General features: G+C 37.9%; 15 protein-coding genes. 14 read left to right on the top strand and 1 reads right to left on the bottom strand.

Annotation, left to right across the window (positions count from 1 at the left end; all coding sequences use genetic code 11):
- The first annotated feature begins 49 nt into the window (after nucleotides 1–49).
- The gene (locus IGK21_RS11630; protein WP_034700471.1) at nucleotides 50–2,593 is read left to right on the top strand and encodes an HAD-IC family P-type ATPase; all 2,544 of its coding nucleotides are present in this window, start codon (nucleotides 50–52) and stop codon (nucleotides 2,591–2,593) included.
- Between the two features lie 137 nt (nucleotides 2,594–2,730).
- Here the strand turns inward: IGK21_RS11630 and IGK21_RS11625 are convergent, their stop codons facing one another.
- Nucleotides 2,731–4,185, bottom strand: coding sequence for a helix-turn-helix domain-containing protein (locus IGK21_RS11625; RefSeq protein ID WP_010720983.1), 1,455 nt, complete (start codon nucleotides 4,183–4,185; stop codon nucleotides 2,731–2,733).
- 256 nt (nucleotides 4,186–4,441) lie between these two features.
- Between IGK21_RS11625 and IGK21_RS11620 the strand changes: the two genes are divergently transcribed.
- The 13 genes from IGK21_RS11620 to IGK21_RS11560 all read left to right on the top strand — a co-directional run bounded on the left by IGK21_RS11620 (nucleotide 4,442) and on the right by IGK21_RS11560 (nucleotide 14,826).
- The gene (locus IGK21_RS11620) at nucleotides 4,442–5,041 is read left to right on the top strand and encodes an NUDIX hydrolase (protein ID WP_010720982.1); all 600 of its coding nucleotides are present in this window, start codon (nucleotides 4,442–4,444) and stop codon (nucleotides 5,039–5,041) included.
- A 96-nt stretch (nucleotides 5,042–5,137) separates the two neighbouring features.
- Nucleotides 5,138–5,590: a MarR family winged helix-turn-helix transcriptional regulator gene (locus IGK21_RS11615; protein WP_010720981.1), complete on the top strand. Its 453-nt coding sequence runs from the start codon at nucleotides 5,138–5,140 to the stop codon at nucleotides 5,588–5,590.
- A gap of 13 nt (nucleotides 5,591–5,603) precedes the next feature.
- Nucleotides 5,604–6,128 carry a GNAT family N-acetyltransferase gene (locus IGK21_RS11610; protein ID WP_181915149.1) on the top strand — a complete coding sequence of 175 codons (525 nt, stop codon included), beginning with the start codon at nucleotides 5,604–5,606 and terminating at the stop codon, nucleotides 6,126–6,128.
- A 13-nt stretch (nucleotides 6,129–6,141) separates the two neighbouring features.
- Complete coding sequence (locus IGK21_RS11605; protein WP_178306346.1) at nucleotides 6,142–6,852, top strand: B3/B4 domain-containing protein; 711 nt, start codon at nucleotides 6,142–6,144, stop codon at nucleotides 6,850–6,852.
- Nucleotides 6,853–7,140: 288 nt separating this feature from the next.
- Nucleotides 7,141–7,497: a VOC family protein gene (locus IGK21_RS11600; RefSeq protein ID WP_010720978.1), complete on the top strand. Its 357-nt coding sequence runs from the start codon at nucleotides 7,141–7,143 to the stop codon at nucleotides 7,495–7,497.
- A gap of 102 nt (nucleotides 7,498–7,599) precedes the next feature.
- Nucleotides 7,600–7,857: a hypothetical protein gene (locus tag IGK21_RS11595; protein ID WP_096709881.1), complete on the top strand. Its 258-nt coding sequence runs from the start codon at nucleotides 7,600–7,602 to the stop codon at nucleotides 7,855–7,857.
- 233 nt (nucleotides 7,858–8,090) lie between these two features.
- Complete coding sequence (locus tag IGK21_RS11590) at nucleotides 8,091–9,404, top strand: NCS2 family permease (protein ID WP_010737017.1); 1,314 nt, start codon at nucleotides 8,091–8,093, stop codon at nucleotides 9,402–9,404.
- Nucleotides 9,405–9,670: 266 nt separating this feature from the next.
- Entirely contained in the window at nucleotides 9,671–11,296 is a 1,626-nt protein-coding gene (locus tag IGK21_RS11585) for a glycoside hydrolase family 13 protein (protein WP_181915148.1), read from the top strand.
- Between the two features lie 63 nt (nucleotides 11,297–11,359).
- On the top strand, nucleotides 11,360–11,824 hold the full coding sequence (locus IGK21_RS11580; protein ID WP_014834434.1) for a LytTR family DNA-binding domain-containing protein: 465 nt from the start codon (nucleotides 11,360–11,362) through the stop codon (nucleotides 11,822–11,824).
- A gap of 98 nt (nucleotides 11,825–11,922) precedes the next feature.
- Nucleotides 11,923–12,339: a DUF3021 family protein gene (locus IGK21_RS11575; protein ID WP_010720973.1), complete on the top strand. Its 417-nt coding sequence runs from the start codon at nucleotides 11,923–11,925 to the stop codon at nucleotides 12,337–12,339.
- A gap of 3 nt (nucleotides 12,340–12,342) precedes the next feature.
- Entirely contained in the window at nucleotides 12,343–12,780 is a 438-nt protein-coding gene (locus IGK21_RS11570; protein ID WP_063627598.1) for a hypothetical protein, read from the top strand.
- 425 nt (nucleotides 12,781–13,205) lie between these two features.
- Complete coding sequence (locus IGK21_RS11565; protein WP_181915147.1) at nucleotides 13,206–13,640, top strand: MarR family winged helix-turn-helix transcriptional regulator; 435 nt, start codon at nucleotides 13,206–13,208, stop codon at nucleotides 13,638–13,640.
- Nucleotides 13,641–13,719: 79 nt separating this feature from the next.
- The gene (locus tag IGK21_RS11560; protein ID WP_181915146.1) at nucleotides 13,720–14,826 is read left to right on the top strand and encodes an NADH-dependent flavin oxidoreductase; all 1,107 of its coding nucleotides are present in this window, start codon (nucleotides 13,720–13,722) and stop codon (nucleotides 14,824–14,826) included.

Raw genomic sequence — 14,826 nt, 5'->3', positions numbered from 1 at the left:
CTCTCCTACCTATAATAAAAGTATCACAACCGAAAGAGGAGGGATTGCGATGGTCTGGTATAAAGAAACAGCCCAAGAAGTGATGAAGACACTCAAAACGACTCCAGATGGGCTAAACCAAGATGAGCGTATCAGTCGTTTAAAAGAAAACGGCTATAATCATATAGAAGTAAAAAAGAAAGTTAGTCCATTACGAAAGTTTTTGAAGCATTTGACAGAATTATTGATGATTATCTTATTGGTTGCTTCTTTGTTAAAATTTTTTACAGGAGAAGTGATTGAAGGCAGTATTATTCTGGCAGTCGTTCTCGTCAATAGTTTTGTTGGTTATTGGCAAGAGCGAAAGGCTGAGGAAGCGTTAAACGGCTTAGAAAAACTTTTAGGACAGAACGCGGTGATTTTCACAGAAGGGATCAAAGAATTGGTTCCAGCTAAAGAATTAGTGCCAGGTGATTTGTTAGCGTTGAAAGCAGGCGATGTTGTACCTGCAGACGTTCGCTTGATTGAGGTCCATGACTTCATGGTAGAAGAAGCCGCATTGACGGGGGAGTCGGAAGCAGTTGAAAAGACTAGCGAACGATTGACGACAACCGTCTCAACCGGTGATCAGAAGAATCTAGCATTTTCTGGTACCTTAGTTCAAACAGGGACTGCGATTGGTGTGGTTATCGAAACGGGAGATACCACTGAAATCGGGAAAATCAATCAGGCACTACAATCAGTCCAACAACAAACTACACCACTCGTTAAAAAGATCAACCAACTAAACAAGCAGATCTTTCGTGGGATTCTTTTCCTTAGCTTGTTCTTACTCTTTTTCACGACATTTAGATATGGCTTGGAAATGAACTTCTTATTTTCAACGATTATTGCTTTGATCGTTTCGATGATCCCGGAAGGTTTACCAGCAGTACTCACGATGATCCTTTCTTTAGGTGTGAACGAAATGGCTAAAGAGCAAGCGATTATTAAAGGTTTGCCTTCTGTGGAAACTCTTGGCTCTATGACCGTGATTTGTTCGGATAAAACAGGAACCCTGACAAAAAACGAAATGAGTGTTGTCGAAACAGTGACGGATCAAGAAGAAACCATGTTGGCAATCATGAAAAACTGCCAAGAGATCCAAACCAAAGCAAATCAAAACGTGGCCGAATTAACAGGAAACCCGACCGAACTTGCTTTACTGCGTTACACGGCAAAAGCATCACTACCTTTGGAGCCAGTCAAAGGAAAAATCCCATTTAGTTCAAGCTATAAATACATGGCAACAATGCATGACAAACAGGAACATGCGATTGTTTATGTCAAAGGGGCACCGGAAGTATTACTAGCAAAAGCGAACTTGACACCGAAACAAGTCGGAAAATGGCAAGAGGAAGCGATGAAACTCGCCCAAAAAGGACAACGAGTCTTAGGCTTTGCTTATAAGACACTTGCTCCTGATCAAGAATTGGGACATGATCAATTGAATGAACTGACCTTTGTAGGGATTGCAGGAATTATCGATCCACCAAAAGAGAGTGCGATCCGAGCAGTCAAAGAATGTCAAAATGCAGGGATCTCGGTGAAAATGATCACAGGAGACCATAAAGACACTGCGCAGGCAATTGCTGAACAAATCGGTCTCAAACACACAAAAAACGTGTTAGAAGGAATTGACATTGATCGCTTATCAGATGAAGAACTAGCGAAACAAGTGAAATCAGTAGATGTATTTGCCCGAACGACACCGGAACACAAGTTACGGATCGTGGATGCTCTTCAAAAAAATGAAGAAATCGTTGGAATGACGGGTGATGGTGTGAATGATGCGCCAGCTTTGAAGCGTGCTGATGTAGGAATCGCTATGGGAATCAAAGGGAGTGAAGTGAGCAAGCAGGCAGCGGACATGGTACTGGGTGATGATAATTTCCATACGATCGCTAAAGCGGTCAAAGAAGGGCGGAGGATTCTCGACAATCTTCAAAAAACAATCAATTTTTTCTTACCAACAGCTTTAGCCCAAGGACTGGTCATTATTTGGGCACTACTCGTTAACCAGCCGTTACCACTGACACCTGTCCAAATTTTATGGGTGAACATGGTTACTACGATCACGTTATCCTATGCTTTAGGATTTGAAAAAGCTGGTAAGGACACGATGAGTCGCTCACCGAGAGATCCAAAGCAAGGGATTCTCACCCGCTACAGTGTGTTTCGAATCTTTTATGTGTCATTGCTGATCATGATTCCTGCTTATTTACTAGCAATGAGCTTTGAAGGACAAGCGCTCCAACAAACCATGCTCTTACAAAATATCGTAGCTGCTCAAGCTGTGTATATGATCAATTGCCGCGAGTTACTGGATCCTTCATTGAATCGTAGTTTATTTGAAAACAAAGCGTTGTTCTTGTCACTCGGGATGTTGGTCCTCTTGCAAGCAGGAGTGATTTACTTACCGATCGCACAACAGCTAATTGGGACAACAAGTCTTTCCCTGACAGAGCAACTACCGATCTTACTAAATATTCTATTACTTTTTGTAATCGTTGAGATCGAAAAGCGGATCAGTAAGATGATCGCCAAAAAAAGAAATGCTGAGTTACCCACGTAAAAAGTACCACCACAAACAGGAAATAAAAGCTTATAAACGTACTCTTTGGCCATTACCAAATAGACATTTATAAGCTTTTGTTAGTTACTTGATCATTGATCGATGTTAAGACAGAGCATAAAAAAACTAAGTGTGAGTTACAAATACGATCGCAACGATAAGTCACTTAAACGATCCAATTCATTTTTTGTCGGGATCGTTGAAAGATAAATGACAGGCATTGGCGGCGTATCGATCGGAATATTTGAAACTAATAGATCATTTTTCTTGATAGTGATATCTGACAATTGACTCAATTCAATTGGCTCCAAGATCACTCGTTTGCCTAAATAAGCATTTAATTCTTGTTGCAAAAAAGCTTTCCATGAAGGTTCCCCTTGAAAAATAAAATAAATCGTTGCTTGATACGGCTGCACGGCTAAAAGTGTCTGTTGGATCAATAAAGAAAGTAAATAAAAGAAATAAGTCTCATTGGTGACCTTTTTGACCATGCTCGTCGATTCTTTGACTTGTTGCAACAAAGCGAATTTATGAGGATATAACTCTGGGTATTCTTGTTCATATTCTTTTAAATAATAGTGATATTGCTTGGTTGTTTGTTCGATCAATAACGGTGATTCATAGTATTTCAGGAGTAGTAAAATCAAATTTTCCGGTAAGTTTGTTTGTTCTAACTCTTTGATAGCTAAGCTTTCTGATAGACGATTTACAAATTCACGAATGTTTGTTTCTGCAGGGTGACGGTGTAAAATATCCAAGATCATAGGCGGGTAAGAGTTGTTATAGTTCCAGCTGTCAAGAAAACAGGAAAAAGCAAACGCTGCTTCTTTATCTTTAAGATAGACCCCTTCAGTTCGGTACAGTTTTTCTAATTCAGGAGCATAGAGTAAAAATAATTGATCCTGGGTAGAAAACAATGAAGTCGGGATTCGACAACCAGCTTTGATCCGAATCGTGTTGATAAAAAACCAACAAATCCCGAATACCTCTTCGGTGTCAACAGCTAACTCAGCTTGTCGTAAACGTTTGAGAAATCGGAAGTAGTGAGATTCATGGATCGAGTAATCCTCGAAGAAATAGTTGTTATGAGTAAACGGCATAAGTAACCGATGATAAAATAGCCGAATGGTTTCTTCTTCACCTGAAAACGACAAACGGTGGCGGTTTTGTTCAATCTGTAATTCGTAGACGACTAATTGTTGATTCAATTTTTTGACATGACGATTCAATGTTTCATAAGACAAGCCGTTACGTGCTAAAAAGGTGGGGGTAGCGACTTCTTTAATCGTTAATAATTCTTTCAATAATTGAACACTGATCGACTGTGTCAGAAAAATTTCCCACAGTTCATTTGTCAGGAGATTCTGTTCGTTTTTTAGTTGAATCCCTGATTGGTCACTATTGATTAGCCAGCCTTTAGGTAATTGGGTTTTGATTGTTTGAAGATCAGAAAAAATCGTACGCTCTGTGGTATTGACAGCTTCGGCTAATTCGTTCACAGTTATTTGCGAGTGATTCAGTAATAGTTCCACTAAAGAGACTTGGCGTTTGATATCTTTTTCAGTAATGATTTTTTTCATTAAAGAATACATCGGATCAACCTTTCTTTGTTAAGTATGACAAGTGAGGAAGACACTCGTTTCGCCGTATCTTCATAATGAAATCTGATTATTTTAGATAGCGCTTACCATTAGTATAATGAAAAAAGGCACAATATCAAATAAAGGATGAGTTTTTTGGATTTTTTTACTTCAATCAGCCTTCGTTTATTTAAAGTAGAAGTTAGCTAAAAAATTTGACTTATACTAAAATAAGTAAAAAGATAGTCATGTGAGAGGAGTGAGTAGAATGGAAACTAGACTAAACGATTATCGCCGCTTACTAGCGATTGCTCAAGCTGGATTGCTTTATGGGAAAGACGTGTTTGACAAAGAACGATATGAAGAGCTGCAAGAAATCTCGTTGAAGCTGCTGAGTGAAGTGGGATTGGAAACAAAGGAAGAATGGACAAGCCTAATAGAAGCTCATGAAGGATATCCAACACCAAAAGTTGACGTACGTGCATGGATCAAACAAGACGAGAAGATTCTATTGATCGAAGATACAAAAACACAAGAATGGTCATTACCAGGAGGATTTGCAGAAGTTGGTTTGTCTCCTAAAGAAAATATACGTAAAGAAGTCAAAGAAGAAACTGGGTTAGAGGTAGAAGTAGGTCAATTATTAGCGATATTTGATACGAATCTGCGCACAGACATCCCTCAAGCCTTTCAGTACTATAAAATTGTTTTTTCTTGCGCTATCTTGTCAGGTACGTTTGTGGCAAACCATGAAACTTCTAATATGAAATTCTTCCACTTAAATGATTTACCAAAACTCTCGCTGAAACGTACGACCAAAGAGCAACTATTGATTTTAGAAAAAGCTACCTTGCCTTATTGTGATTGATCAGGGAAGGTAGTTTTTTATTTTTAGTGATTTTTTTGTTGCAAATGCAATAAAAAAGAGTAAAATCATACTAAAGCTAGATAAGGGAGGGTTAAAATGGACGAAATCATTCGAGAGATTGGAGCAATTGCCCGTGCCTTGGACTCGATTAGTAACATTGAGTTTCAAGAAGTTGATTTGACAAGAGGACAATACCTGTATTTAGTACGAATCTGTGAACATCCTGGCATTATTCAAGAAAAGTTAGCTGAGATGATCAACGTTGACCGAACAACGACGGCACGTGCGGTGAAAAAATTGATAGCAAAAGACCTGATAAAAAGCATGCCAGATAAAAACAATAAAAAGATAAAAAAACTTTACCCAACGGATCGTGGAAAAAAAGTCTATCCGTTTATCCTTCGAGAGCATCATTATTCCAATCAAGTAGCTGTCAAAGGGTTATCCCCGCAAGAAGTTTTGCAATTACACACACTTTTGCAAAAAGTTCGGAAAAATGTGAGTGAAGATTGGCATTATATAAAAAAAGGAAACAAAAGAATTTATTGAAAGGACTGGAGCGGTGAAAACAATCGAAATCGTAGGGATCAAAGAAACGGAAGTAGAAAAATTACAGGCAATTAGTATCGAGACCTATCAAGCTACCTTTGGTGAACACAACAGTGAAGAATTGATGACGGCCTATTTGGATGAAGCTTATGCGCTCGATAAATTGAGGCGAGAACTACAAGAGGAACAGTCAGAATTTTATTGGGCAGTACTAGATGACCGGATTGCTGGCTATCTAAAATTAAATATAGGGCAAGCACAAACAGAAGCAATGGGAGAAGGATTTTTAGAGATCGAACGTATTTATGTCCGATCGCCATTTAAATCTAAAGGGATTGGATCTAGATTGATCGAATTTGCTGTGCAAAAAGCGCAAGAAAAACAAAAAGAGGCGATTTGGTTAGGGGTATGGGAACATAACTATCCTGCCTTAACTTTTTATAAAAAACATGGATTCCAACATCATAGCCAACATATTTTTTATATGGGAGATGATGCTCAGACAGATTATCTATATGTCAAAAATTTACAGAAATAAAAGGAGCAGAAACATGGAAAAAATCATCGCAGAACAAAATTTTTGGGAAGTCTTTCCAGAAGCAACAATTGAAGTTTTGGTAGTCGAAGGTATCGATAATCATGTAGATAAAGCCAAAGAAGAACACTTCCATCAACTATTGAATGATGCAGCGAAAGAAGCAAGAGGATATTTGACAGAAGAAACATTCAGTCAAAATGAAGTCATTGCCCAATGGCGTCAAGCTTTTTCACGTTTTAAAACCAAAAAAGGAGCCCGTTCATCAATTGAAGCGTTATTAAAAAGAGCTAGCCAAGAACGTGAATTTTTCCCTATCAACCCATTAGTCGATATCTATAACAGTATTTCTCTAACATTTGGTGTGCCGTGTGGAGGAGAAGATCAAGAAAAAATCAAAGGGGATCTTCATCTAGGAAAAGCTCACGGTGGTGAAAGTTTCTTACCTCTAGGAGCAGAAGATGATGCACCAGCTTTACCAGAAGAAATCATTTATTACGATAACGAAGGAGCAATCTGTCGCAGTTTCAACTGGCGAGAAGCGCAACGGACAATGTTGACGGAAGACACGACTAAAGCCATTTTGGTTATTGAATCAGTCACAAAAGAGCAAGCATCACGTGGCGCAAAAGCAATGACAGAATTGAAAAAACGCGTGGAACAAACATTTGGCGTAGAAGGGAAAACATTTACGCTAACAAAGGAACATCCAGAAATGAACATTTGAAGTAGGAGCGAAACGTAGGAAGGAAAAGTCGCTCCACCAATAAGATCACATAGAAAAACGAGGGATTTTTCTATGTGATCTTGTTTTCTCTAACGAGTGTAGTTTTGAATGGTTTCGTTTCGCTGTTGTGCTATCAAATCTTATCAAAACAAGACAAACTGACAAAGAATCGTCACAGTCTGTCAAATCTTGTCGGATTTTTCGATTCTTAAACTGAGAATTCTTTGATTATCCGCTTTCATGATATACTTAATGAAAAGGATCAACACCATCAAAGGAGGATCAGAGATGATCGGTAAAACCAGAGTCATGCTTTATGCAGAAAATGTTGAAGTGCTTAGTCAATTTTTTGTCGAAACTCTAGGCGCAACAGTTAGTGAAACGATTGAGTTACCAGAAGAATTTCAAAGTACGATCGTGCAACTTTCACCAGAATTTGAATTAGGGATTTTTCCAAAAGTTTTTGTCCAACGATTTTCGCCAGAAGTGTTAGGTACGACTCCTTCGATCATTTTCTTTACGGATCAATTTGAGGAGATCTATCAAAAAATAGAGAATGCTGGTGAAATCATGGAGAACAATGGCGTAGAGACGTTCAACTTTTCTGATCCAGAAGGAAACTATTTTGTGATCGGTAAGTTGTAATGTTTGAAATCAGAAGAGGTCCTGGTGTTTGAAAAGGAGATGCACAGGACAAGGAATTTAAATAAATGAATAACAAATTTTTGAAGGAAAGGAGAGACTGTCATGAATCTAATCGCAAAAATGGAAGAATATTCACAGAGACGACGAGAAGAAAAAAGTGAAAAAATCCGTCTGAAAAACTTGAAGACAGGGAAAAAGCCAACAAAAGGTTGGGGGAAAATGGTAGATACAGGATATGGCGGCTTGAATTCGTTGACTCATTCTAGTGAAATTAGTAAATATTTTTCGGCAGAAAGTGACATCAAGGGATTCATTGCTGAAGAACAAAAACGCATCGGAAAAGAGCAGCTAAAAGAATAGCTAAAGCAAACCGATTTGGTACGCTATTTTGTTTGAAATGCTCCTTTTCTATTAAAAAAACTGTTAAATCAGTACATAACGATCAAAAAAACTTAAAGTTCGGATTTTGCTTAAAATCCGACTTTTTTGTTTACTTATGTTCTGATTTAGTATATGATTAAACACGTTGTTTTTAAATAATTCAAAATTTTGAGGGACTTTTTTATAAATGTTCGGTTTTAGGGGGATGAAAGATGAAGGAAAAACTACTTTCCTACTTCGAGATTGAAAAATTAGGTACCACCGTCAGAAGAGAAATACTTGCAGGCTTTACAACATTTATCTCAATGGCATATATCTTATTTGTCAATCCAACAGTTTTGGGTGCATCAGGAATGGACGAAGGTGCGGTGTTTACGGCTACAGCATTAGCAAGTGCGATCGGCTGTATTTTAATGGGGGTCTTAGCGCGTTACCCGATTGGTACTGCCCCAGCATTAGGGATCAATGCCTTTTTTGCTTATTCCGTTTGTTTAGGAATGGGGATTCCTTGGGAAACAGCTTTAGCAGGCGTGTTCGTTGCTTCTTTGATTTTTATTTTGATCACGATTTTCAAATTACGTGAAATGATCATTGATGCAATTCCAGCTGATTTAAAATATGCGATCTCAGGTGGGATTGGCTTATTTATTGCTTTCCTTGGCTTAAATGAGGGAGGAGTCATCGTTTCAAATGAATCCACATTAGTGGGGTTAGGATCACTAAGCGTAGGTTCAACATGGTTGACGATTTTTGGGTTAGTTGTGACAGCGATCTTATTGATAAGACGTGTTCCAGGAGGTATTTTTATTGGGATGGTAGCTAGCACGATTCTTGGATTAGTGACTGGACTTATTCCTATGCCTTCTCAATTAGTTTCGGCTGCACCAAGTTTAAAGCCAACATTCTTAGTTGCATTGAAACATATCGGAGACATCAACTCGCTACAAATGTGGGTAGTCGTATTAACCTTTTTATTAGTTACATTCTTTGATACAGCAGGCACGTTAGTCGGTTTAGCTAATCAAGCTGGTTTTATGAAAGATAACAAAATGCCTCGTGTTGGGAAAGCGTTGGCTTCTGATTCAACAGCTATGCTTGCAGGTTCTTTATTAGGAACTTCACCAGTTGGGGCTTTCGTTGAATCTTCTGCCGGAATCGCTGTTGGTGGCCGTTCTGGGATCACTGCAGTAACGACCGGGATCTTATTCCTATTCGGTTTATTCTTTTCACCGTTGCTATCAGTAGTGACTTCACAAGTAACAGCACCAGCACTGATCATTGTCGGTGTATTGATGGCACAATCGTTGCGTCAAATCGAATGGGGCAAGTTAGAGATCGCCATTCCAGCTTTCTTGATCTTGATCGGTATGCCGTTAACTTACAGTATTTCTGATGGGATCGCATTAGGATTTATCTTCTATCCAATTACTATGATCGCAGCAAAACGCGGAAAAGAAGTATCACCGATCATGTATCTGTTATTCTTTGTCTTTATTGGCTTCATGTGGATACTGAACATTAGTTAACTTGATTTAGTTGATTAATTTTTATGATGTGTGACAAGTAAAAAAACCTTGGCAAATGGAGATCTCGCTATTGTTAGCGAGAAAACAAATGCCAGGGTTCTTTTTTGGAAAAAATTGTTATCGGTAACAACTGAAAGTAAAAGACGATAGCATCAAGGTTTAGGCGTGGTGAAAGAAATAAGGAGAATAATGGCTATTTACTCTCGTTTTTGAAAGCGTTACAATTTTTGCGAGGGATCAATAATCTTTAACCAATGGAGGAAAGTATGGAGAAAAAATGGTGGCATCAATCAGTTGTCTATCAAGTATATCCTCGTAGTTTTCAAGATATGAATGGGGATGGAGTCGGGGATTTACAAGGAGTGATCGCTCGATTAGATTATCTGCATTATTTAGGGATCGATACGATATGGTTATCTCCCGTATATGAATCTCCTAACGACGATAACGGTTACGATATCAGTGATTATCAAGCAATCATGGCCGAATTTGGCACGATGGCTGATATGGAGGAACTGATTGCAGAAGCAAAGAAACGTGAAATAAAAATCATTATGGATCTCGTCGTCAACCACACATCAGATGAACATGCTTGGTTTATCGAAGCTCGTCAAAGTAAAGAAAATCCGTATCGGGATTATTACATTTGGCGTGACCCAATCAATGGAAATGAGCCTAATCAATTACGGTCGATATTCAGTGGCTCTGCTTGGCAGTTTGATGAAACAACTAGTCAGTATTATTTACATCTTTATAGTAAAAAGCAACCAGATTTAAACTGGGAAAATCCCCATTTACGTCAAGAAATCTATCAGATGATGAACTTTTGGATCGACAAGGGAATCGGTGGTTTCCGAATGGACGTGATCGATACGATTGGGAAGTTACCTGATCAAGAAATAACAAGTAATGGTCCCAAACTTCATGACTATTTACAAGAGATGAATCAAGCTACTTTTGGAAACAAAGATCTGATGACAGTGGGCGAAACTTGGGGAGCAACCACGGACATTGCCAAGCTTTATTCTGATCCCAAGAGAAATGAACTATCGATGATCTTTCAATTTGAACATGTCGGTTTGGATCAACAGGCAGGAAAAGACAAATGGGATTTAAAACCATTAAGTATTCCTGAGTTGAAACAGGTATTATCAAAATGGCAAACTTCTTTAGGGAATGAAGGATGGAACAGTCTATTTTGGAATAACCATGATTTGCCAAGGATCATCTCACGTTGGGGGAATGATCAAAATTATCGAGAAGAAAGTGGCAAAATGTTTGCGATTTTGCTTCATATGATGAAAGGGACACCTTATATTTATCAAGGAGAAGAAATCGGGATGACAAACTACCCGATCAAGGATATTTCTGAAGCGCAAGATATTGAAACGATCAACATGTATCACGAACGGTTAACTTTAGGATTTACTCCGGAAGAAATCTTGTGTTCGATCAATGCAAAAGGGCGTGACAATGCGCGTACACCGATGCAATGGGATAATAGTGAACATGCTGGATTTACCACAGGAACTCCTTGGCTACACGTCAATCCAAACTACCAAACAATCAATGTGAAAACAGCCTTAGCAAAGAAAGATTCTATTTTTTATACGTATAAGCAATTGATCGAGTTACGGAAAAACAATGAACTCATCGTCTGGGGAGATTACCAGTTGGTAACAGATACGCCCGATGACGTATTTGCCTATTATCGGACGTTGAATAATGAACAATGGTTAGTCGTTTGCAATATGTCTGAAAAAAATCAGCCATACACATTGGCTGATCAAGCGATGACACTGGTCATTTCAAACTATCCACAAAAACAGATACCAACAGGCAAACTGAATTTACGTCCTTATGAAGCTTTTGTTTTGAAGACGAGCAAATAAATGACTTGTCCGAACACCTCAAAAAAGAGTATGATAAAAGAAATTTAGACAAGTGTGAGGACCATGATGAAAGTATTGTTTGATTTGATTCCAAAAAAACAAGAGGAGATGGTACTTTTTCAAGTTCATGAAAAGGTACCATTTTTAACTTCGATTGCTGATATTTTAGAGAAATACAAAGTGGAAACTATTTTAGTGAGAGACTATAAAAAAGAAAGAGATGTCTATTTAGATTTATTCTCGATTTTTTATATCGAATATCTTGATCGCAAATGTTTTTTTTATACGGAAAATGAAGTGTATGAGCGAAGATTGACACTAGCTCAGTTAATGAAAGAACTCCCAGAACCATTTATCCAAATATCGAAAACGACTATTTTAAATATCTATATGGTTAAAGAAATCAATTCGTCGCTTTTAAATGGAAATCTCTATGTCACATTACAAAATACAGAAGAGTTACTCGTTAGCCGTTATTTTTCCAAAGCATTAAAAGAAAAAATTGATCAGACTTTTCGCAACAAGTGACAAGAAAAATGCAAGAAATGACAATCAAACTAGCTTCAATAAGGAAACCTTGTAGAATAAATGTACCTGATAGCTGGTAAGATGAAAAGGAGAGCCCGATGAAATTGATACAACGTATGATGAGAAGTATTGGTATTGGAAGCTTTGCTTTCTTGCTGTTCAAATTAGTTTCACAAACCCATGAGATCACGAGAAATGAGATTCTTTTTGTCTTCTTTCTCTCGGCTTTTATTGGCGTAGTATCGCTGATCGAGCGAATTGAGAAGCTTAATTATCTTCAGATTATACTGCTACATTTTATTAGTACGTATGCCTTTAGTTATTTCTTGTTGGTGCTGTTGAATGGAAGTGTTTCTGTTCATTTTGAGAGATACACGCTAACCTTTGTGAGTATCTATTTCATTGTGTGGCTTTGTTTGATCATCAGGAACTTTTTACGAGCCCGATTGTTAAATAAACGAATCCAAATAATCAATACACGGCATTCAGGAATTTCAGGAAAGAAAGAAGAATAAAACGTGGAACATCTACAAAATTATCTCATTGTGTTAGTATTGATTCTCTTTTTTTTACAGAGATTACTTAAAGAAAGAGCAATCAAAGACACGATGAAAAGTGAAATCATCATTGTATTAGTTGGACTTTATTTAATCATAAGCAACTGGCAAGAAATCATTAAGACTAACCATACACTTATTCTTATTGTTTTGTCTGTTTTGCTGGGATTCATCTTTGGTGTGTTACGTGCCCAAACTGTAAAAATCTATCAAAGACAAAGTGACCAGCAATGGGTAAAAAAGGGAACTTGGCTGACCGTTCTTGTATTTATCATAGGGGTCATCATCAATCGTGTCAGCGTATTGCCTTTTGGTGAAAGCGTACCTGCAGTTGCTGAAACTTTGCATATCGGTGTCTCATTATTAGGTGCCAAAGTAGTTTATCTGAAAAAAGTATAAACCAATCAGCGCATAAACCATACCAATCAGTCGCAGTTTTTTTCTTATTTGGCGGTACCTAGTGACAATTTTTTTGAATCATTCTTTTATGAATGGAATAAGACCTCTCTTCAACAAGGAGAGCATGTGAAAAGATAACAGTATGAAACATCAAGAAAGTAAGAAGACTTCAAAAATGATAAGAAATACCAAGACAATTTTTTGCCGTATCTGTTCTCTACTTATCTTATTTCAAATTTTTGGTGCAGCTCATTGTTTGAAGGTGCTTGAATCTTGTTTCTGCGTTTTTATATCCCCTAAAACAGGTTATATTATTCTTTCTAGGAATTTTACATGCTCTTGTTTTCCCTTGTTACTACAGCCTTTTTTGACAAATAACAAAAATCATACTATGATATGTTACGCGGATATTAGGGGGAGAAAACATGGAGAAACCGATTGAACAAGCGTTAAATGATTGTCTGTTTTTTAGTGTGAAAAAATTAGATCGCCTGTTGAATAAAATGGCAGATGAAGCATTTAAGAAAACGGGTTTGACACCGACATATGGGTTTATTTTATTAATTTTAAAAGAAAAAGATGGGTTACCACAAAAGGATATCGCCCAATTACTTTGTTCTGCACCTTCAACGATTGCTCGTTTTGTCGAAAAATTGGAATACAAAGGCTATATCAAAACAGTCAGTGATGGACGCTTGTCATTAGTTTATCTGACGGATCAAGGACGGGAATTTGTAAAAGAAATCGATAGTAGCTGGGAAGAACTACATCATACGTATCAAGAGATTCTAGGAGCTGCGGAAAGTGAATGTTTATCTAAAGCAATCAATTCAGCCACTGAAAAACTACAAAAAAAATAAATTTTTTTAATCTCGTTAGTTGTATGCGCAACTAATTATGTGTTTTAATAAACGAAGAGAACTGAATGGAGGAATCACCATGGCAAATTTTAACGAAACAATCACTTTTCCTTCTGGTGTGACATTACCTAACCGTTTGATGATGGCACCTATGACCACCCAGTTAAGTTTTTATAATGGTGTGATTACGGAAGATGAGATCACGTATTACCAAGAACGTTCGAAAGGACTAGGCGCAGTTATTACAGGGGCTGCGAATGTGCAAGATATAGGAAAAGGCTGGCCCGGTGAACTTAGCATAGCGCATGATGAAATGATACCTAGGCTCAGTGACTTGGCAAAGGCAATCAAAGAAAATGGGGCAAAAGCGATCGTACAAATCTTCCATGGCGGACGTATGACGAGTCGAGCAACGTTATCAGGCGAACAAACTGTTTCGGCTAGCGCAATCCCTGCAGAACGACCTAATGCGGAAACACCACGTGCCTTGTCAGAAGACGAAATCTTAGAAACAATCAAGGCTTTTGGTGAAGCAACTAGAAGAGCGATCGAAGCTGGATTTGATGGTGTAGAATTACACGGTGCTAATACGTATTTGATCCAACAATTCTTTTCGCCACATTCTAATCGTCGTGAAGATCAATGGGGCGGAAGCTTAGAAAATCGCTATCGCTTTATTGATGAAGTAGTGAAAAGTGTGTTTCAAGCTGTCGAAACATACGCAACAGAGCCTTTTATCGTAGGCTATCGCTTTTCACCAGAAGAATTTGAAACGCCTGGTATCCGTTTTGAAGATACCATATGGCTAATGGAAAAATTACGTGAAACAAAATTGGATTACCTTCATGTTTCATTAAGTACGTATGATCGTGTTGCTCGTTCTGAGCAATACAATGAGCAATCGATGCTTCACTATCTCCATGAAACAGTGCAAGGAAAAATACCATTAGTGGGTGTAGGGAATGTCCGTAATCGCCAAGATGTTGAAGCGGTTTTATCTGATGCAGAGCTTGTCGCAGTTGGACAGCAACTATTAGTTGATCCCGAATGGGCGGTCAAATTAATGGAAAATCGCGATACAGAACTTGTGACCAAACCATTTGCAAAAGCATATCAAGAACTCTATTTACCTAATCCATTGTATAATTTTTTACAGATCCGTTATCAATCAAATACTAATAGATAA

The organism is Enterococcus sp. DIV1421a (genome assembly GCF_051711025.1).
Lineage (GTDB): Bacteria > Bacillota > Bacilli > Lactobacillales > Enterococcaceae > Enterococcus_B > Enterococcus_B hirae.
This window is presented reverse-complemented; position numbering and strand designations above follow the sequence as displayed.

Coding starts and splice junctions, on each gene's coding strand:
- IGK21_RS11575 (WP_010720973.1), top strand. CDS start 11,923: ATGAAATTGATACAACGTATGATGAGAAGTATTGGTATTGGAAGCTTT.
- IGK21_RS11580 (WP_014834434.1), top strand. CDS start 11,360: ATGATGAAAGTATTGTTTGATTTGATTCCAAAAAAACAAGAGGAGATG.
- IGK21_RS11625 (WP_010720983.1), bottom strand. CDS start 4,185: ATGTATTCTTTAATGAAAAAAATCATTACTGAAAAAGATATCAAACGC.
- IGK21_RS11565 (WP_181915147.1), top strand. CDS start 13,206: ATGGAGAAACCGATTGAACAAGCGTTAAATGATTGTCTGTTTTTTAGT.
- IGK21_RS11560 (WP_181915146.1), top strand. CDS start 13,720: ATGGCAAATTTTAACGAAACAATCACTTTTCCTTCTGGTGTGACATTA.
- IGK21_RS11615 (WP_010720981.1), top strand. CDS start 5,138: ATGGACGAAATCATTCGAGAGATTGGAGCAATTGCCCGTGCCTTGGAC.
- IGK21_RS11595 (WP_096709881.1), top strand. CDS start 7,600: ATGAATCTAATCGCAAAAATGGAAGAATATTCACAGAGACGACGAGAA.
- IGK21_RS11600 (WP_010720978.1), top strand. CDS start 7,141: ATGATCGGTAAAACCAGAGTCATGCTTTATGCAGAAAATGTTGAAGTG.
- IGK21_RS11620 (WP_010720982.1), top strand. CDS start 4,442: ATGGAAACTAGACTAAACGATTATCGCCGCTTACTAGCGATTGCTCAA.
- IGK21_RS11590 (WP_010737017.1), top strand. CDS start 8,091: ATGAAGGAAAAACTACTTTCCTACTTCGAGATTGAAAAATTAGGTACC.
- IGK21_RS11630 (WP_034700471.1), top strand. CDS start 50: ATGGTCTGGTATAAAGAAACAGCCCAAGAAGTGATGAAGACACTCAAA.
- IGK21_RS11605 (WP_178306346.1), top strand. CDS start 6,142: ATGGAAAAAATCATCGCAGAACAAAATTTTTGGGAAGTCTTTCCAGAA.
- IGK21_RS11585 (WP_181915148.1), top strand. CDS start 9,671: ATGGAGAAAAAATGGTGGCATCAATCAGTTGTCTATCAAGTATATCCT.